The organism is Acidovorax sp., assembly GCF_046339755.1.
In the GTDB taxonomy this organism is placed as follows: domain Bacteria; phylum Pseudomonadota; class Gammaproteobacteria; order Burkholderiales; family Burkholderiaceae_C; genus Acidovorax.
This window is the reverse complement of record NZ_JBKDTZ010000129.1, coordinates 1-19,026: the sequence shown is the minus strand read 5'-3', so window position 1 is coordinate 19,026 and position 19,026 is coordinate 1. Positions and strand designations below refer to the sequence as shown.

Annotated in this window: 15 protein-coding genes; 9 read left to right on the top strand and 6 right to left on the bottom strand. The window is 67.6% G+C overall.

The window, feature by feature from the left end; genetic code table 11:
- Genes hpaE through ACK59X_RS10125 form a run of 3 tightly spaced genes read right to left on the bottom strand, consistent with a single transcriptional unit; the run spans position 1 to position 2,919 of the window.
- Positions 1-1,458 (bottom strand): 5-carboxymethyl-2-hydroxymuconate semialdehyde dehydrogenase, encoded by a 1,458-nt coding sequence (gene hpaE / locus ACK59X_RS10135; RefSeq protein ID WP_409957023.1) that lies wholly within the window; start codon positions 1,456-1,458, stop codon positions 1-3.
- Between the two features lie 4 nt (positions 1,459-1,462).
- A complete protein-coding gene (locus ACK59X_RS10130) occupies positions 1,463-2,248 on the bottom strand; it encodes a fumarylacetoacetate hydrolase family protein (RefSeq protein ID WP_409957021.1) in 786 nt (261 codons plus the stop codon).
- A complete protein-coding gene (locus tag ACK59X_RS10125) occupies positions 2,245-2,919 on the bottom strand; it encodes a fumarylacetoacetate hydrolase family protein (protein WP_409957019.1) in 675 nt (224 codons plus the stop codon). The genes ACK59X_RS10130 and ACK59X_RS10125 overlap by 4 nt, the downstream gene beginning before the upstream one ends.
- 154 nt (positions 2,920-3,073) lie before the next feature.
- Between ACK59X_RS10125 and hpaR the strand changes: the two genes are divergently transcribed.
- Complete coding sequence (gene hpaR / locus ACK59X_RS10120) at positions 3,074-3,535, top strand: homoprotocatechuate degradation operon regulator HpaR (protein WP_409957017.1); 462 nt, start codon at positions 3,074-3,076, stop codon at positions 3,533-3,535.
- 43 nt (positions 3,536-3,578) lie between these two features.
- Here the strand turns inward: hpaR and ACK59X_RS10115 are convergent, their stop codons facing one another.
- Positions 3,579-4,790, bottom strand: coding sequence for an alpha/beta hydrolase family protein (locus ACK59X_RS10115; protein ID WP_409957015.1), 1,212 nt, complete (start codon positions 4,788-4,790; stop codon positions 3,579-3,581).
- A 280-nt stretch (positions 4,791-5,070) separates the two neighbouring features.
- Here ACK59X_RS10115 and ACK59X_RS10110 point away from each other — a divergent pair, with 280 nt between their 5' ends.
- The 8 genes from ACK59X_RS10110 to ACK59X_RS10075 all read left to right on the top strand — a co-directional run bounded on the left by ACK59X_RS10110 (position 5,071) and on the right by ACK59X_RS10075 (position 16,572).
- Entirely contained in the window at positions 5,071-5,898 is an 828-nt protein-coding gene (locus tag ACK59X_RS10110) for a peptidase (protein WP_409957013.1), read from the top strand.
- Positions 5,899-5,954: 56 nt separating this feature from the next.
- The gene (locus ACK59X_RS10105) at positions 5,955-6,773 is read left to right on the top strand and encodes an alpha/beta hydrolase (RefSeq protein ID WP_409957012.1); all 819 of its coding nucleotides are present in this window, start codon (positions 5,955-5,957) and stop codon (positions 6,771-6,773) included.
- A 227-nt stretch (positions 6,774-7,000) separates the two neighbouring features.
- Positions 7,001-7,825: a carotenoid biosynthesis protein gene (locus ACK59X_RS10100; RefSeq protein ID WP_409957010.1), complete on the top strand. Its 825-nt coding sequence runs from the start codon at positions 7,001-7,003 to the stop codon at positions 7,823-7,825.
- Positions 7,822-9,312, top strand: a complete 1,491-nt coding sequence (locus ACK59X_RS10095; protein ID WP_409957008.1) for an oxygenase MpaB family protein — start codon at positions 7,822-7,824, stop codon at positions 9,310-9,312. The genes ACK59X_RS10100 and ACK59X_RS10095 overlap by 4 nt, the downstream gene beginning before the upstream one ends.
- Positions 9,313-9,403: 91 nt before the next feature.
- Positions 9,404-11,140 (top strand): diguanylate cyclase domain-containing protein, encoded by a 1,737-nt coding sequence (locus ACK59X_RS10090; RefSeq protein WP_409957006.1) that lies wholly within the window; start codon positions 9,404-9,406, stop codon positions 11,138-11,140.
- Between the two features lie 246 nt (positions 11,141-11,386).
- Entirely contained in the window at positions 11,387-13,150 is a 1,764-nt protein-coding gene (locus ACK59X_RS10085; RefSeq protein WP_409957004.1) for a diguanylate cyclase domain-containing protein, read from the top strand.
- Between the two features lie 5 nt (positions 13,151-13,155).
- Positions 13,156-14,961 (top strand): diguanylate cyclase domain-containing protein, encoded by a 1,806-nt coding sequence (locus tag ACK59X_RS10080; RefSeq protein ID WP_409957002.1) that lies wholly within the window; start codon positions 13,156-13,158, stop codon positions 14,959-14,961.
- A gap of 105 nt (positions 14,962-15,066) precedes the next feature.
- Positions 15,067-16,572, top strand: coding sequence for an FAD-binding oxidoreductase (locus ACK59X_RS10075; protein WP_409957000.1), 1,506 nt, complete (start codon positions 15,067-15,069; stop codon positions 16,570-16,572).
- Positions 16,573-16,588: 16 nt separating this feature from the next.
- On the opposite strand, the gene ACK59X_RS10070 is transcribed toward ACK59X_RS10075, so the two are convergent.
- Both ACK59X_RS10070 and ACK59X_RS10065 read right to left on the bottom strand, forming a co-directional pair.
- Positions 16,589-17,914, bottom strand: coding sequence for a diguanylate cyclase domain-containing protein (locus ACK59X_RS10070; protein ID WP_409956998.1), 1,326 nt, complete (start codon positions 17,912-17,914; stop codon positions 16,589-16,591).
- 192 nt (positions 17,915-18,106) lie between these two features.
- Positions 18,107-18,931 carry an undecaprenyl-diphosphate phosphatase gene (locus ACK59X_RS10065; RefSeq protein ID WP_409956996.1) on the bottom strand — a complete coding sequence of 275 codons (825 nt, stop codon included), beginning with the start codon at positions 18,929-18,931 and terminating at the stop codon, positions 18,107-18,109.
- Positions 18,932-19,026 lie beyond the last annotated feature (95 nt).

Below are 19,026 nucleotides of genomic sequence, written 5' to 3'. Positions count from 1 at the left end.
TCAGACTCCCCAGTGTGGAATGTGGTGGCCGCCCAGAGACACTGCCACGTTCTTGGGCTCGAGGAAGACCTCGTAGCTCCAGGTGCCACCCTCGCGCCCGGTGCCGCTGCCCTTGGTGCCGCCAAAGGGCTGGCGCAGGTCGCGCACGTTCTGGCTGTTGACGAAGCACATGCCGGCCTCGATGCCCGCGGCCACGCGGTGGGCGCGGCCGATGTTCTCGGTCCATACGTAGCTCGACAGGCCGTACTGCGTGTCATTGGCCAGGCGGATGGCCTCGGCCTCGTCGGCAAACGGGATCAGGCAGGCCACGGGGCCGAAGATCTCGTCCTGCGCAATCTTCATGCGGTTGTCCACGTCGGCGAACACGGTGGGGCGCACGAAGTTGCCCTTCTTCAGATGGGCCGGCAGGTCCGGCGCCTCCAGCCCGCCGCACAGCAGCGTGGCGCCCTCCTTGGGACCCAGCTCGATGTAGCTGCGCACCTTGGCCAGGTGGGCCGGGCTGATCATGGGGCCGATGGTGGTTTGGTCATCCATCGGGTCGCCCACGGTGATGCGCCGGGCGCGCGCCGCGAACTTCTCGGCAAAGTCGGCGTAGATCGATTTCTGCACCAGGATGCGCGAACCCGCCGTGCAGCGCTCGCCGTTGTTCGAGAAGATCATGAACACGGCGGCGTCGAGCGCGCGGTCCAGGTCGGCATCGTCGAAGATGACGAAGGGGCTCTTGCCGCCCAGTTCCATGCTGAACTTCTTCAGGCCCGCGGCCTGCACGATGCGGTTGCCCGTGGCCGTGGAGCCGGTGAACGAGATGGCGCGCACGTCGGGGTGGGCGCACAGCGGCTCGCCCGCCTCTTTGCCGAAGCCGTGCACCACGTTGAGCACGCCAACCGGGATGCCCGCTTCGAGCGCCAGTTCGCCTAGGCGCGCGGCCGTGAGCGGCGACAGCTCGCTCATCTTGAGCACCGCCGTGTTGCCGAAGGCCAGCGCCGGTGCCACCTTCCACGTCGAGGTCATGAAGGGCACGTTCCACGGCGAGATCAGCGCGCACACGCCCACGGGGTGGAACAGCGTGTAATTGAGGTGCGTGGGCGTGGGGTAGGTGTGGCCGTCCACGCGCGTGCACATCTCGGCAAAGTAGTAGAAATTGTCGGCCGCGCGCGGGATCAGCGCCTTGCCGGTCTGAGCGATGACCTGGCCGGTGTCGCGCGTTTCGGTGGCCGCGATCTGTGGCACCTCGGCCGCGATCAGGTCGCCGAGCCTGCGGATGAGCTTGGCGCGCTCGGGTGCGGGCAGGCCGGCCCAGGCGGGGAAGGCGTCCTTGGCGGCGGCCACGGCCGCGTTCACCTCGGCCGCGCCGCCGCTGGCCACCTCGGCCAGCACCTCTTGCGTGGCAGGATTGACGGTCTCGAAGTACTCGCGACCGGGCACGGGCTTGCCGGCGATCAGGTGGTCGATGCGCATGGGGTCAGGTCTCCAGGGTATTGATGTTGAAAGCCGCGTCGCCCACGATGGTGTTGACCAGGCGGCCGATGCCGTCGATCTCGGTCACCACCTCATCGCCCACATCGACGTTGACCACGCCTTCGGGCGTGCCGGTCAGGATCACGTCGCCCGCGCGCAAGGTCATGAAGCTGCTGAGGTACTCGATCAGCGCGGGGATGCCGTTCACCATGTTGCCGGTGTGGCCTTGCTGCTTCACCTGGCCGTTGACCAGGGTGCGCAGCGCCAGGTCGTGCGGATCGGGCACGTCGGCCGCGTCCACGAACCAGGGGCCGAGCACGGTGGCGCCATCGCGGTTCTTCACGCGCAGGTTGGGCCGGTACCAGTTCTCCAGGTAGTCGCGGGTCGCGTAGTCGTTGCACACGGTGTAGCCGGCCACATGCTGCAGGGCATAGGCCTGGCGCACCTTGCATGCGGTCTTGCCGATCACCACGGCCAGCTCGCATTCGTAGTGCATGAAGGCCACGCCCGCAGGGCGGCGCGTCTGGCCGCGGTGGCCGAGCAGCGTGCCCGGGCCCTTGAGGAAGACCAGCGGCTCGTCCTTGGCGGTGACGGTGAGCTCACCCGACAGTTCCTTGAGATGGTCGGCGTAGTTCAAACCCAGCGCGATGGTGGTGCCCACCTCGAAGGGCGGCAGCCAGACCACGGCGTCCTCGGCGACCACGCGGCCATCGGCCATGCGGATGTGCTGCGCATCGAAGGGCATGGCCTCATGGATCGCGCCTGCGTAGGCAACCCGTGCCCGCTTCATGGCGTGCCTCCTTCGGCGATGAAATGGTTGTCGAGCTGGCCCAGGCCATCGATCTCGATGCGCACCCTCTGACCAGCGCGCACGCGCGGCGCCCCAGCGGAGGCGCCGAGCAGGAGCACGTCGCCCGGCGAGAGGGTCATGAACTCGCTGACCTCGGCCAGCAGCCGGGCCACTGAACGCTGGCGCTCACCCGTGGTGGTGGCGTGCACCAGGGCGCCATCGACTTCCACGCGCACTGCGAGCGCATCGGGCTCCGCGATCTCACCGCGCGGTACCACGCGCGGGCCCATGGGACAAAAGCCGTCGCGCGCCTTGAAGCGGATCGAAGGGCGGTAGAACACTGTGTGCGGCATGCTGATGTCGCCCACGATGGTGTAGCCGGCCACGTGCGCCAGGGCATTCTGCTCGGCGACGCGGCAGGCCGTGCGCCCGATCACGATGCCCAGGCTGGCGCCGACTTCGAGTTCCGGCGCATCCTGCGGCACCACGATGGCGTCGCCATGCCCGGCCAGCGTGTTGCGCGGTTTCACATAGAGCACGGGCGCCGCGGCCGGTGCCTTGTAGGGCGGCTGGTGGACGGCATCTCCCAGCGCGGCGATGGCGGGCAGGTGGTTGAGCAAGGCGCCATAGACGATGCCGGACAGGCGAAAGGGTGCGGTGTCGAACTCCATCCGGCCTGGAGCACACTGCGGGGCCTGGTACATTGCTAACATGTGAGTAGTTTATTTACTAACATGCGAGTAAGTCAACGGCCAGCCCGCTTCTTTTTCTCCGGGTTTGCACCAGGGCTGCCGTGCCACCCGCCATCAAGGATGATTTCGCCCCATGGATTCCCCCTCACCGCAACTGGTCCACCGCAACCTGCCGCTCCTGTTTCTGCAGGCGCGCGAGAGCGTGTTTGCGCGCTTTAGGCCCATCCTGCATTCAGTGGGCCTCACCGAGCAGCAATGGCGTGTGGTACGCGCCCTGCTCGACCACGGCCCGCTGGAGCCGCGCCAGATCGGCGACATCTGCCGCCTGTCGAGCCCGAGCCTGGCCGGCATCCTGGCGCGCATGGCCGACCTGGGCTTGGTGCTGCGCGAGCGGCTCGAACACGACCAGCGCCGGGTGATGGTGTCGGTCACCCCTGAGGGCAAGGCGCTGGCGGCCAGGCTCGCGCCGACCATCGAGGCGACCTACCGTGCGCTGGAAGAGGAGATGGGGGTGGAGTTCATCACGCAGCTGTATGCCACGCTCGATGCGGTCATCGCGCGCCTGGGCGAAGCGCCCGGGGGCGAGGAAGGCTGAGAACGCCGCCCGCTCCCGGGGGCGGCGTTCGTGGAGGGATCAATCAGAGGTCTTGCGCCAGCGGGGCCAGCTGGCCAAGCATGTAGTTCATGAACGGCGGCACGCAGCCGATGTGGCTGGACGGCACGGCCGGGCAGTCGGTCAGGGTCACGAGGTCGCCCGCGCCCTGGGCGCGCATGGCCTGCAAGGTGGTGACGGAGCTGCCATAGGGCACGGTGACATCGTCGCGGCCGTGGTACAGGCGCACGGGCACCTGGGGCTTCCAGTCGTGCACGTTGCTCACGCGGGCCACGGCCTGGGTGTCGTCGGCCAGGAAGTTGTCGATGAACTGGTTGTCGAACGTGACGTCGGCATCGTCGGGTAGCAGGGCCTTGAGCAGGGCGCGGCGCACCTCGCGCTGCACGCTGCCACCCAGGTAGCGCAGGAAGCCGGGGTTGATCAGCGCGCCCAGCACGGGCTCGCGGTCGCGCACCACGTTGACCAGGCCATCGAGCGTGGCCTGCACGTTGTAGGGACCGGCCCCCACCACCACCATGCGCAGGGCCTGGCGTTCGGGCGCATTGCCGGCCTGCAGGGCGCGGTGCGCGGCCATGGTGGCATAGCCGCCTTCGGAATAGCCGGTGAGGAACAGTTGGCCGTTGTCGACCGCGTTGCCCTGGCCGCGCCAGGTGCGGGCGGCCGTCAGCATGTCCAGCGTGGCCGCGGCCGTGGGCGCCGACAACAGGTAAGGGTGGGGCGTGCCCTTGGAGACACCGTAGCCCACGTAGTCCGGCGCCACGACGATGTAGCCCAGCGAGGCCATCACCACCGCCACCTCGGATCCCACGGCGTTGTTGCTGGGCGCCTCGGCGCTCTTGAAGATGGTGCCGTGCTGGTAGCCCAGCACCGGGCTTCTGGCGCCCGCGGCCTTCACCGGCACGCTGACCAGGCCCGAGGCGCGCACCTCCTTGCCCTGGGCGTCGACGGTCATGTACTCGAGCCGATAGGAGGTGACGGAGTAGCGCGGCACGATGCCCTGGACCTTGGAGGCGTCCTTGCCCAGCGCCTCGATGATCTGCGCCGGCGTGATCGTGTTGAGCAGCGCGGCCGACTTGAGCTCGCCGGCCGTGGCCACCGGCGGCGGGGTGGTGCCGCCTGCGCCGCCCTCATCGTTCTTGCTGTCCCCGCCACCGCAGGCGGTCAGCGAAACGGCCGCAGCCAATACGACGCTGCGCGCCAGGAGCGCAGGGCTTGCAAGGGTAGGGATATGGAACAAGATGCTGCTTTCAGGTGTGAATTGTGAATGATAGTAAAGATCGCCCCGTCGGGCCCTGTCAGAAATCACGCCGTGGCGGCGTCGGAGATGGCCCCACGGAGGGCTGCTTCACCCGCCGAAATGCCCGGCCCGCAGGATTGGCCATAAAATCAGGCATTGCTGCGGCGCCGATTGGCGCGTTTGCTATGCTTTTTGAAACGCCAGGCGGCGCTGGCCGCAGCGCTCCTTGCGCCACCGAAGGCGCCCCACCATGCACTCCTTTTTGCCGACTTAAGCCTCCATGACGTACTGCGTCGCCATCAAACTCAATGCCGGGCTGGTTTTCCTGTCCGATTCCCGCACCAATGCGGGCCTGGACCAGATCAGCTCGTTCCGCAAGATGATGCTGTACGAGAAGGCGGGAGACCGCTTCATGGTGCTGCTGTCGGCCGGCAACCTGTCCATTTCGCAGTCGGTGCGCGAGATCCTGCAGACCGAGCAGATCATCGACCGCGACGAGGAAGAGCCGATCACCATATGGAACGCCAAGAGCATGTTCGATGCCGCGCGCGTGCTGGGCGCCGCGGTGCGCCACGTGCACGAGCGCGATGGCGCCGCCCTCAAGCGTTCCGGGGTGGACTTCAACGTGTCCATGGTCTTCGGCGGCCAGATCAAGGGCGAGGGCATGCGCCTGTTCCAGGTGTACTCGGCCGGCAACTTCATCGAGGCCACGTCCGAGACGCCCTATTTCCAGGTCGGCGAGTCCAAGTACGGCAAGCCCGTGCTCGACCGCGTGCTCACCCCCGAGACCCCCTTGGACGAGGCCGCCAAGTGCGCCCTGGTGTCCATGGACAGCACGCTCAAGTCCAACCTGTCGGTGGGCCTGCCGCTGGACCTGGTGGTCTATGAGGTGGACCGCTTCGCCACCGACAAGATCATCTGCATCGACGAGCACAACCCCTACTTCCGCATGCTGCACGACAGCTGGGGACAGAAGCTGCGCCAGGTGTTCGACAGCATCGAGGACCCGGCCTGGGGCGGCGGCGACACGGCCGTGCCCATCATGGTGAACCCGTCGCGCAGCAAGCCGCTCAAGAAGATCACCAACCACCTGGACAAGCTCATCTAGGAAGGTGGTGCCCACCGGGCAGACCTGCCGCCGCGCACCTTCCCCGTTCCCCGCCCATGCTCCCCATCGTCTTCTCGCACGCCAACAGCTTTCCCGCGGGTACCTACCGCCTTCTTTTCAAGCTGCTGCGCCAGCGCGGCTTCGACATCAGCGCCGTGGAGCGCTTCGGGCACGAGCCGGAGTACCCGGTGTCCAACAACTGGCCGCACCTTGTGCAGCACCTGGCGGATTTCGCGACGGAGCAGGTCCAGCGCCTTGGGGAGCCGGTGTTCCTGGTGGGGCATTCGCTGGGCGGATTCCTGAGCGTCATGGCCGCGGCGCGCCACCCGCATCTGGTGCGCGGCGTGCTGCTGATCGACTCGCCGCTGATCGGTGGTTGGCGCGCCAATGCCCTGGATGTGGCCAAGCGCACGCAGGTGGTGGGCTCCATCTCGCCCGGCAAGATCAGCCGGCAGCGCCGCAACACCTGGGCGAGCAACGACGAGGCGCTGGAACACTTTCGCCGCAAGAAGGCATTTGCGCGCTGGCACCCCGAGGTGTTGCTCGATTACATCACCCATGGCCTGGCCGATCAGGACGGCAAGCGCGTGCTGGGCTTCGACCGCGCGGTGGAAACCGCCATCTACAACACCCTGCCCCACAACCTGGGCCGGCTGCTGGCCAGGCACCCGCTGCAATGCCCTGCCGCATTCATCGGCGGGCGCGACTCCGAAGAAATGAAGCAGGTGGGCATGGCCATGACGCTGCGCATCACCGAAGGGCGCACCATGATGCTCGATGGCAGCCACCTGTTTCCCATGGAGCAGCCCCAGGCCACGGCCGCGGCCATCGAGGCCTCGCTGCTGAACCTGACCGCGGTGGCGGCGCGCGGCTAGGACCTCCTGCAACCGGAGGGGCCTTTTACACATGGAGCGCCCCCTGAATGGGCGCATCCTAATCCTTCCTGTCTATTCACGGGTCCACGCAGTTGGCACCACAATGCGTGAACCGTTAAATAGAGGGGGAAAAGCGCGCTGTTGGCGGATTCTCAGGTCAAAAAAAGCGGGGGATGTGTCGCAACAATCCCCTACACTGGGGGTTTGTAACAGCGTGTACATGATTCATGCCTGCTTCCAATTTGCTGACTGTCCGCCTGCCGGTGCTGATCTTCGGGCTGGTATCCGCCGGGCTGATCTACACCTCCATCGGCCCGGGTAAAGCCGTCACCCTGGCCGTCGCCATTGCCTCGGTGCTGATGTTCGCCGCCACCTGGGTCAGTGCCACGCGGCTACTTGGGGCGTCCGCCGCGCTGCGCTTCCTGGCGATATCGGTCTCCCTTGGCTGGTTCGCCGAGCAGATGGGCAGCACCCACGGCTGGTTCTTTGGCAGCTACACCTATACCGAGGTGCTGGGCCTGCGCTTCGTCGGCGTGCCGGTGGTCATCCCGATGATGTGGTTCGCGCTGACCTATGCGGGCTATGTGATCAGCAACCTCATCGTCTGGCAGGCGCCGGTCGATGGGGCTCCCGGGGTGGGCAATGCCGTGTTCCTCTCGTTCCTGGCAGCGATGATCGTCACCGCCTTTGATCTGGGGGCTGATCCCTACCTGGTGTACGTGCTCAAGGCCTGGATCATGACCAAGACCGATGGTGCCTGGTTCGGTGAGACGGTACAGGGCTTCTTCGGCTGGGTCTTCGTCAGCTTCTGCATCCTGTGCGCATTCCGCTTCGCCACGCGCAAGATGCCGCTCAAGGCCGGTTCGGTCAACTTCCTGCCGCGCCACGCCACCGTGCCGCTGGGCATCTACAGCGCCGGTCTGGTGTTCCAGGTGTTCCTGGGCCACCCGGTGGAAATCAAGTCCATCGCCCCGTTTGCCATGGGCATCCCGCTGCGGTGCGCCCTGGCCGGCCTGCAGCGCTGGCGCAACCAGTTGAAGGCCGTCCGATGAGCACGACACCCCCACCTGCCATTTCCGATGCGGCCCTGGCCTCCATGCAGCAGCATGCCGATCCGCTGGCCGACGAGACCATCGCCGCCATCCTGGGCCCCTGGCCTGCGGGCATGCCGCCGGTCGATGCCCCGCAATGGGAGCGCATAGCCACCGTCAACCGCCTGTTCGGCGAGTGGACCACCAATGCCAGCATCGACGGCTGGACGGCCACCGGCCCCGGTGTGGACGACTCCCTGGCCCAGGCTCTGCAGGACTACCTGGCTGCCGGGCAGGTGCTGCCCGACTGGGCGGACGCCAGGAAGATTGAGCGCGCCGAGAAGATCTTCTTCGACCATGGCGCGCTCTCGTGCATTCTGCTGTTCTGCGCCAGCCTGCCCGAGTGCTATGTGATCCCAGACCTCTCCAGCGTGCTGCACACCGCGGGCCAGCTGGAGCAGCACACCGAGTACCGCATCCGCTCCACGGCGGCGATGATCTTCCCCGTGATGATGCACGGCGGGCTGACCCGCCCGGACGGCGCGGGGGTGGCGCAGATCCTCAAGGTGCGCCTGATCCATGCGACCATCCGCAACCTGATCCTGCGAGGTACGCCCGAAGCCGCCATCCATGACCTGCAGGCGCAGGGCGACATGGTGGGCGCGGGCCAACTGGGGGCGCTCAAGGGCCTGCCCGGCCGGCCGACCATGTACCAGATGCTGTTCGCCCGTGGCTGGGACGTGAAGCGCCATGGCCTGCCCTGCAACCAGGAAGAGCTGGCCTACACGCTGCTCACCTTTGGCTATGTGTTCCTGCGCAGCATGCGCCGCCTGGGCATCGGCCTGCCGCAGCACGATGAAGAGGCCTACCTGCACGCATGGAACGTGGTGGGCCACATCCTTGGCATCAAGCGTGAGCTGATGGTCGAGACCATGGACCAGGGCAAGGAATTGATGGCCCGCATGCAGGCGCGCGGCCGCGCCGAGCCGGTGACGCCCGACCCGCGCCCCGGCCTGGGCCAGGCACTCATGGCCACCATGGCCAACTCCATCCCCTGGAACATCGCCAAGCCCTTTCCGCAGCTGATGACACGCTTCCTGTGCGGCAAGGCCACGGCGGGCGACCTGGGCCTGACCCAGCCCGTGCCCTGGTCCTCGGCCCTGCTGTTCTGGGGGGTGTTGCTGGTGGCCCGCGCCATCGACTGGGTGCTGCGCCTGGTGCTGCCGCGCTTTTCCATCGTGCGCACGCTCACGCGCATCCTGGGCTACCACTTCATGAGCCGTGTGTTGATGAGCCAGACCCGGCCACTGCAGTTGCCCAGCGAACTGCTCAACCAGGTGGACGGGGTGGTGCACAGCTGGAGCGACGACCCCGATATGCCCCAATGGATCAACCGCGTCGAGGACCGCCTGACCACGCACGGCACCTGGAGCCTGAAGCTGGCCACCAGCGCCCGCCCGGCGGCCACGGCCTCCCAGCCTGCAGCCACCGCGCAGGAGACAGCGTAGCCCCATGGCCCGCCGCCCCACTGCCACCGGCCGCGTGCCGGCACGACGCGCAAGCCGACCGCCTGCGTGGTGCGGCGCATGGCGGCGGTGGATGGCATGGCTGGGCCTGGTCCTGATCTGGCCGGCGCTGGCCGCAGCGGCAGCGCCGGCCGCTCAGCCGCTGGTGCTGGACGAGCAACAGCCCTCGGTGAACGCATGGCCCCATGTGCGCATGCTGCCCGACGCCAGCCGGCAGCTCACGGTACAGCACATGCTGGCGCGCCTGCCCGAGTTCACCAGCCCCACCGGGGCGGAAGGCACCCTGGGCGTGCGCCAGGATGCGGTGTGGCTGCGCGTGCCGCTGTCGGTGGCCCAGGCGCCGGCCCACCCCTGGATCCTGAGCATCGACTACCCTGTGCTCAACGAGGTCGATGTCTACCTCACATCGCAGGGCATGGTGGTCCAGCAGGCCCTGATGGGCAATCTGCGCCCCTTCTCCGACCGGCCGCTGCGCGGACGCACGCCGTCGATGATGCTGAACCTGCAGCCCGGCCAGCAGTACGAGCTGCTGGTGCGCGTGCGCACCGGAGGCGCGATGATCGTGCCGCTGGTGGTCAGCAAGGCCCCGGTGCTCCTGCCGCTGGCCCTGCGCGAGCAGATGCTGCAGGGCCTGCTGGCCGGCCTGGCCCTGTGCCTGGTGGTCTACAGCCTGACCCAATGGGCCAGCCAGCGCGAGAAGCTATTCCTCTTCTATGCCCTGCTGGTGACCGGCAGCGCCGGCTTTTCGATCCAGTTCTTCGGCATCGGCAGCCAGTTCCTTTGGAGCAACAACCACTGGATGGAGGTCCACGCCGCCAGCGCCGCCGGGCTGCTGGCCCTGGGGGCTTCGTTCCTGTTCATGGGCTATGCGCTCGTGGGAGACGACACGCGCAGCCGCTTTCTGGCCATCATGCGCGGCGGGGCCGTGTTGTGCGGCCTGGTGGGCCTGGCCTTCCTCACCGACCTGATCGACACCCGGCAGGCCACGGCCTTCCTGAGCATCTTCGGCCCGCTGCCCTCGCTCCTGAGCCTGCCGCTGGCGTTGAAGCGGGTGCGCCAGGGCGACACCGTGAGCACCACGCTGCTGGCCGCCTGGATCGCCTACTTCGTGGCCGCGGCCGTGATGGTGGGCCTGGTGCAGGGTTGGGCCCCGCTGTCGTTCTGGACCCTGCACTCCTTCCAGATCGGCGCCACGGTGGACATGCTGCTGTTCCTGCGCGTGCTGGCCCTGCGCACCGACGCGCTGCGCGCCGCCGCCGACGACGCGCTGCGCGAGCGCGACGCCATGCGGGCCCTGGCCTATACCGATGCGCTCACGGGACTGCCTAACCGGCGCGGCCTGCAGCTGGCGCTGAACTCGGCCATCTCGCTGTGCGCGCCCAACCGCCTGGTGGCGGTGTACCTGCTGGACCTCGACGGCTTCAAGCCCATCAACGACCTGCACGGCCACGACGTGGGCGACGACCTGCTGGTGGCCGTGAGCCACCGGCTGCAGGACCATGTGCGCCGCAAGACCGACGTGGTGGCGCGCCTCGGGGGTGACGAATTCATCATCATGGCTGCCGACCTGGTCCGCGCCGAGCAGGCCGAGGACCTGGGCAACGCGCTGCTGCATGCGTTCCGGGAAACGTTCGTGATGAGCCACCTGCAGATGCACGTGGGCCTGACCATCGGCTATGCCCTGGCCCCCATCGATGCCGCCGAGCCCCGCGAACTGATCCGCCTGGCCGACGCCGCCATGTACCAGGGCAAGCAACGCGGCAAGCACTGCCTGGTCCGCAACGATGCCAGCGTGGCACTGCCGGCCTGATGCCCATGCGCCTCACGAGCCCCGCCCCCCTGGTTGGCACGCTGTGTGCCCGGGGATCCCGTTCCAGAGGCATACTGGTCAGCCCAAGCCACCAAGGCCTGCCGCCACCGACCTTGCGCTCAGCCCTCTGACCACCATGTCCAGCGCTCCGCTCCTTTGCATTGCCGATGCCTGGCACCGGCTGCCAGCGCCACCCCGATGGTGCAAGGCAGGCCCTGGGCGGCTGGCCAGCCCTGTGGACACCCCATGAGCGTGCTGCACGGGTTCATGCGTTCGATGGCGGCCGTGGCGGTGCTGTGCCTGCTCATGCTCCCGGGGCTGCCGGCGCGTGCCGCCACGCCGCTGGTGCTCAGCCCCGACACCCAGAGCCTGGACGCCTGGAGCGTGGCCACCCTGCAGGCCGATCCCTCGCGCGAGCTCACAGCCAGCGACATGCTCCAAAGGCTCGACCGGTTCGAAGCGCCGGCCCGCCGCGGCGGCTCGATCGGAGCGCACAAGGAGGCCATCTGGCTGCGCATTCCGCTGGCCGTGCCAGAGACCCCGACGAACCAGTGGATCGTCAACCTCGACTACGGCTCCCTGCAGGAGGTCGACATCTACCTGACCAGCAATGGACAGGTGCTGCAACAGGCGCTGCTGGGCTACCTGCGCACGCCCGGCAAGGCCGCGGGCGCCAGCAGGACGCCGGGCCTGGCCCTGAACCTGCATGCCGGGCAGGCGTACGAGGTGCTGATCCGTGTGCGCACGCCAGGGCCGATGATCCTGCCGATCACGGTCAGCGAAGCCCCCTACCGCCTGAAGATGGCGCTGCGCGAGCAGATGCTGCAGGGCCTGCTCAACGGCCTGGCCTTCTGGCTGCTGTTGTACAGCCTGCTCCAGTGGGTGGGCCAGCGCGACCGCCTGTTCGCCTGCTATGCGCTGGTGGTGCTGGGCAGTGCCGGCTTTTCCCTGCAGTTCTTCGGTATCGGCGTGCAGTTCCTCTGGCCGGGCAGTGTGTGGATGGAATTGCACGGGGCCATCATCTTCGGTCTGGTGGCGCTGGCAGGTTCTTTCCTCTTTCTCCGGCACGCCATGGCGGGCGACGCCCCGCACGGCCGCTATGCCCGCACCATGCAGGGCGGCGCCGTACTCACAGCCGTCGTGTGCCTGGCCTTCGCGTTCGACCTGCTGAGCGTCAAGGCAGCCACCATTTTCATGAGTGTGTTCGGCATGGCGCCGACCTTGCTGAGCCTGCCCGCCGCGCTGCGCCTGGCACGCCGTAAGGATCCCATCGGTACGACGCTGCTGGTGGCGTGGACCGTCTACGGTATCGCGGCCCTCGTGATGGCGGCCCTGGTACAGGGCTGGGTGCCGGTGAATTTCTGGACCCAGCATGCCTTCCAGTTCGGTGCAGCGGTGGACATGCTGCTCTTCCTGCGCGTGCTGGGACTGCGCTCGGAAGAGCTGCGCCGGGCCACGCTGGATGCCCTGCGCGAGCGCGATGCCATGCGCTCGCTGGCCCACACCGACCCGCTCACGGGCCTGCCCAACCGCCGCGGCATGCAGATCGCGCTGAACTCGGCCCTGCAGCAGTGCGCGCCCGAGCGCATGGTGGCGGTGTTCCTGCTGGACCTGGACGGCTTCAAGCCCGTCAACGACACGCACGGCCACGATATGGGCGATGAACTGCTGGTGGCGGTGGGGCAGCGCCTGTCGGCCAACGTACGGCACCAGACCGACCTGGTGGCCCGCCCGGGCGGCGACGAATTCATCATCCTGGCCCCCCAGCTCACGCGGCCCGAGCAGGCCCGGGAGATCGGTGAAGGCCTGCTGCATGCGTTCAGCGAGCCGTTCGCGCTGCGCAACCTGCGCCTGCATGTGGGCCTGACCATCGGCTACGTGCTGGCCCCCTTCGATGGCAAGGATGTGCGCGAGCTCATCGGCAAGGCCGACGCCGCCATGTACAAGGGCAAGCAGACCGGCAAGCACTGCCTGCTGCGTGGCGATGGCGCCGTTGCCCTCGCCTCCTGACGACCATGCGAGCCCTGCTGCACCACACCCCTACCCACACCCACCCGCTGCCCGCACTGCGCAGCTGGTGGAGGGCCGCTGCATGCCTGGTGCTGCTGCTGGGCCTGCTGGCCGGCGCAGGCAAGGCCCATTCGACGCAGCCCCTGGTGCTGCACGACAGCGCTGCGTCGATCGAGGTATGGCCGGCGGTGCGCATGCTCTCCGACCCCACGCTCAAGCTCGGCCTGGAGGAGGTGCAGGCCCGTGCCGATGACTTCGTGCCCCCGCCCTCCCGGGGCGCCACGCTGGGCGTGCGCTCGGACGCCATCTGGCTGCGCGCGCCGCTGGCGGTGCACCTGACCTCCGACGGCCGCTGGACGCTGGACATCAACCACCCCGACCTGAACCGGGTCGATATCTACGTTCTCAGCGCTGGCCACGTGACCAGGCACGTCGTGCTGGGCAGCCTGCAGCCGTACTCGCAGCGGCCGCTGCAAAGCCGCTCGCACGCCGTGGCGCTCGAGTTCCTGCCCGGCCAGACCTACGAGCTGCTGATGCGCGTGGAAACCCGGGCGGCCATGATCCTGCCCATCACGCTCAACAAGTCGTCGGCCATGCTTGCCACGGCAGTGGACGAACAGATGCTGCAGGGCGTGCTCACGGGCCTGGCGCTGTGCCTTTTGATCTACAGCCTGGCCCAGTGGACCAGCCTGCGCGAGCCGCTGTTCATCTTCTATGCGATGCTGATCACGGGCAGCCTGATGTTCTCGCTGCACCTGTTCGGCATTGGCCGGCAGTACCTGTGGAGCAACAGCCTGTGGTTCACCGAGCATGCGGCAGGCCTGTCGGCGCTGCTGGCCACCTGCGGGTCCTTCCTGTTCATCAGCCAGGCCCTGGCGGGGGACCGGCCCAAGAGCCGCTTCCTGCGCGCCATGCGCTGCGGCGCCGTGCTGTGCGTGGTGCTGGGCATTGCCTACAGCCTGGACGTGCTGAGCACCCGCGCCATTGCCGCCATCGTCAGCATCCTGGGCCTGGTGCCCGCGCTCATGGGCATCCCGGGCGCGGTGCGCAAGGCCCTCGCAGGCGACGGCGTGGGCACCAGCCTGCTGGCGGCGTGGCTGATCTACTTCGTGACCACCGCGGTGATGATCGGCGTCATCAACGGCTGGGTACCGGTCAACTTCTGGACGCTGCACTCCTTCCAGTTCGGTGCCACCATCGACATGCTGCTGTTCATGCGCGTGCTGGGACTGCGCACCCATGCCCTGCATCTGGAGGCGCTGCACGCCAACCGCGAGCGCGACGCCATGCACTCGCTGGCGCACACCGATCCCCTTACCGGCCTGCCCAACCGCCGGGGCCTGAACATGGCCCTCGCGGCCGCCCTGCAGCGCAGCGGCCCGGACGACCTGCTGGCCGTCTACATGATGGACCTCGACGGCTTCAAGCCCGTGAACGACCAGCATGGCCACGATGTCGGTGACGAGTTGCTGGTGGCCGTCACGCGCCGCCTGCAGGGCCATGTGCGGCAAAGCGATGTGGTCGCACGCCTGGGCGGCGACGAGTTCGTGGTGATGGCCGGCCACCTGGGCAGTGCGCAGCAGGCGCAGGAGCTGGGGCTCAAGCTGCTCGACGCCTTCCGCCTGCCGTTCTCGCTCGGCAGCATCCAGGTCCACGTGGGCCTGACCGTGGGCTATGCCATCGCGCCCGACGACAGCAGCGATGCCGCCGGCCTGCTCAAGCTGGCCGATGCCGCCATGTACAACGGCAAGCAAAGCGGCAAGTTCTGCCTGCGCCGCAATACCGGCGACCTGGCCCTGTCTTCGGCGTAGCCGGGTGCGCGCCATCCCGTGGCGCCTGGGGACATCCATTGCTGGTCAAAAGGCAGGCCTTCAGTTACACAGAAGGTCTCGCAACTCCCCAACGGACCCTGTGCCATGGCCCATCGCAAAAGCCCCGCCCGCATCGCCAAAGCTGCGCGCATCGCGCAATTCCACGCCCTTGCGGCCTCTGTGGCCGACCCGTCCTGCGCGGCCGAAGAAGGCCCGGCGGACCCGGCCGTCGCGCTGCATGCGCTGGCCGAGCTCGAGCACGCGCTGGTCGGCAGGGTGGTGCTGCCGACCAGCCCCGACTACAACGCGGCGCGCCAGGAATCCAACCCGGCTTTCCAGTCGTTTCCCAAGATCATCGTCTACTGCGCGGTCGAAAACGACGTGCTCGAATGCCTGGCCGTGGCGCGCAAGTACAAGGTGGCCGTGGCCGTGCGCTGTGGCGGCCACAGCACGGCCGGCTACTCGGTCAACAACGGCATGGTGGTGGACCTGAGCGACATGAAGGGCGTGGTGCTCGACCCGCCGAACGCGCGCGTGCACGTGCTGCCTGGCACCGACTTCGACCATTTCAATGGCGCCATGAACCACACCGGCTGGCACGTGCCCACGGGCGCATGCGGCAGTGTCTGCGTGGGTGGCTTCGTGCAGGGTGGCGGCTACGGCTACACCTCGCGGCGCTTCGGCATCCAGAGCGACCTGGTGGAGTCTCTGCGGGTGGCCCTGGCCGATGGAAGCATCGTCACGGCCAGCGAAACCGAGAACCCCCTGCTGTACTGGTCCATGCGCGGGGGCACGGGCGGCAACTTCGGCGTGCTGCTGCAGGTGACCTACAGCATGGCGCCACTGGACACGGTCTGGGCCTGGTCCATCGGCTGGGACATCAGCCAGGGTGCGAATGTGCTCACCATGATGCAGCAGGCCTACATGCAGAGCGGCGCGCCCGACGCCCTCGGCTACATGATGAACCTGGGCTACCACAACGGGCAGCCGGTGGCCATGGTGCAGGGCATGTTCTGCGGTACGCGCGAGGCCGGGCTTCAGGCCATCGCGCCGCTGATGGCCATACCCAGCGCCCAGCTGCTGGTGGACCAGACCGGCACCTACCCGGACATGAACGTCTGGCTAGAGGACCACCCTTACTCGCTGCCCGAGAACCTGCCCGACGGCATCGCAGAGAGCAAGGCCTCGGGTTACATCGCGAGCCCGCTGGCCACCGCCGACTGGCAGGCCATCATCGACTACTTCCTCACCTCGCCCAACCAGTGGTCGCTGGCCTATCTGGAACCCTACGGTGGCGCGATCAACCGCTATCCCGTCGAGGCCAGCGCCTTCATCCACCGCCGCGTGGATGCCGACCTGGTGGTCGACGTGTTCTGGCGCAACCCGGCCGAGCGCGCGCAGACCGAGGCCTGGCTGGCCGGGTTCATGCAGCTGGTGCAACCCTTCCTCAACGGGCACGTGTACCAGAACTACCCCGACGCCAGCCTGCAGGACTTCGAGAATGCCTACTGGGGCCCGGCCTACCCGAACCTGCAGCAGGCCAAGCAGGAGTACGACCCGAGCAATTTCTTCAAGTTCCAGCAGAGCATCCGCCTGCCAAAGCAGGGGTAAGGCGGGGTGCGGGCGCTCACTGCAGCGCCGGCTGGGCGTAGTGCAGGCGCCCCTTGCCGGCACGCTTGGCGGCGTACATGGCCTGGTCGGCGCGGTTCATGAGGGCGTCGGTCTCGCCTTCCAGCGGAGGGTGCATTGCCACGCCGATGCTGGCGCCGATGTGCAGCGCGCGCCCATCCACCCACATGGGTTCGTGCAGCGCATTGATGATGCGCTGGCCGATGCCATCGGTCACGTCGCGCGTGACCTCGCGGTCGAGCATGACCAGGAACTCGTCGCCGCCCAGCCGTGCCATGGTGTCCTCGCCGCGCACCGTGGCGGCCAGCCGCCGGGCGACGATGCGCAGCACCTCGTCGCCCGCACGGTGGCCTTCCGTGTCGTTCACGCGCTGGAAGCCATCGAGGTCGATGAACAGCAGCGCCACCGAGCCTGCGGCGTTGTGGCGCACCCGGGCCAGCGCCTGGTCGAGGCGGCTGTGGAAGGCGGCGCGGTTGTATAACCCTGTCAGTGAATCGTGGTTGGCCAGGTACTGCTGCTGGCGCGCGATCTGGATCTTGGCCGAGACATCCTGCACCAGGGCCATGATGGAGGTCACGCGCCCCTCGGCGTCGGTCAGCGCGGAGTTGAACCACTCGCAGTGCACCTCGGCACCATCCTGGCGCGTGAAGGAGGTCTCCGCCCGGTTCTGCGCTTCCTGGCCTTCCTGCAGGCGCTGCAGTGCCTCGTGCAGGCCTTCGTCCGCAGTGTGGCCCAGCAGTTGCGTGAGCGACCGCCCCTCCAGGTGTGCCAGGGGGAGCCAGCCCATCAGTTGCACCGCGCGCTGCGAGCAATGCAGCAGGCGCAGATCCTGGTCCATTTCGAGCACCGCAAGGGGGCTGTTTTCCATGTGCGAGGACAGCCGCTGGTTGGCGGCGCGCAACGCGTTCATGGTCACCTGCAGTTCGTGCACATCGAGCGCGGTCGTGATGAAGCCGTCGATGACGCCATTGCGTGCAGGCCAGGGCGTCAGGCAGATGGTGCGCCATTCGTCGAAGCCGTAGGGGGTGCGCAGCAGCCGCTGGTACTGCACCCGCTCACCGCTGAGCACGCGCTCGACGAAGGGCATGAAACGCGCCGCATCGCTTTCGCCATACAGGTCGATGATGGTCTTGCCCACCAGGAGTTCGGGTGTGCTGCCGAACCAGCGCGCATACTCCTCGTTCACGTAGACCATCTGCAGGTTCCGGTCCACGGCGGCCAGGGTAGCACCCGCACTCTTCGTGATCAGTTCGAGCAACTCTTCCTTGGACCAGTCGGTGTGCCTGGCACGGCGGCGCAATCTTTCTGGCTCATCTGGCGTCATGTAGCGAAAGTCCCGGGGCAAGGATCATCTGGTGGCCAAGCGAAAGCGCGGTCGGCGCTGCACGACAGCGCAACCGCTATGGCGCGCCAACATTCATTTCACCCCCCGCGGAAGGAGTGTTGGCACGCCCTCATCATTACAGCTTATCACCTTCCCGGCCTCGGCATGGTCACGGCATGACCACCAGCATCTCTACTCGGCCCAGCGCACCCACCCACCCCAGGCAGTGATCAGCACCACCATGCCGAACACGATGCGGTAGTAGGCAAACGGCACGAAGCTGTGGCTGCTGATGTAGCGCAGCAGCCAGCGCACGCACAGCCAGGCGCTGATGAAGGAGAACACCAGCCCGGTGGCGAACATCGGGATGTCGGCCGCCGACAGCAGCGCGCGCTCCTTGTACAGGCTGTACACCCCGGCCCCGATCAGCGTGGGCATGGCCAGGAAGAACGAGAAGTCCGTGGCCGCCTTGCGCGACAGCCCGAGCAGCATGCCGCCGATGATGGTTGCGCCGCTGCGGCTGGTGCCGGGCACCATGGCCAGGCATTGCACCAGACCGACCTTGAGCGCATCGAGCGGCGTCATGTCGTCCACCTCGTGGACGCGGGTTGCCGTGGCCGGGCGCTTTTCGGCCCACAGGATGATGAAACCGCCCAGGATGAAGGTGCTGGCCACCACCACCGGGATGAACAGGTGCGCCTTGATCGCCTTGCCCAGCAGCAGGCCCAGCACCACCGCGGGCAGGAAGCCGATGAGCACGTTGAGCACCAGGCGCTGCGCGCTGCGCTCGCGCGGCAGGGCCACCAGGGTGGCGCGGATCTTCTGCCAGTACACCAGGATGACGGCAAAGATGGCGCCGGTCTGGATGGCGATGTCGAAGACCTTGGCCTTGGCATCGTCGAAACCAAGCAGGGAGCCCGCCAGGATCAGGTGGCCGGTGGAGGAGATGGGGAGAAATTCGGTCAGGCCTTCGACCACGCCCATGAGGGCGGCCTTGGCCAGCAAAACGAGGTCCACGCGTGCGTCCTTTTGGCCCACAGGGCCGTCAAAAGCTGCCGATTATACCAGGCCCCCCCCCCCCGCCCCGCGCCCAAAAAACCGCCATAACCAAC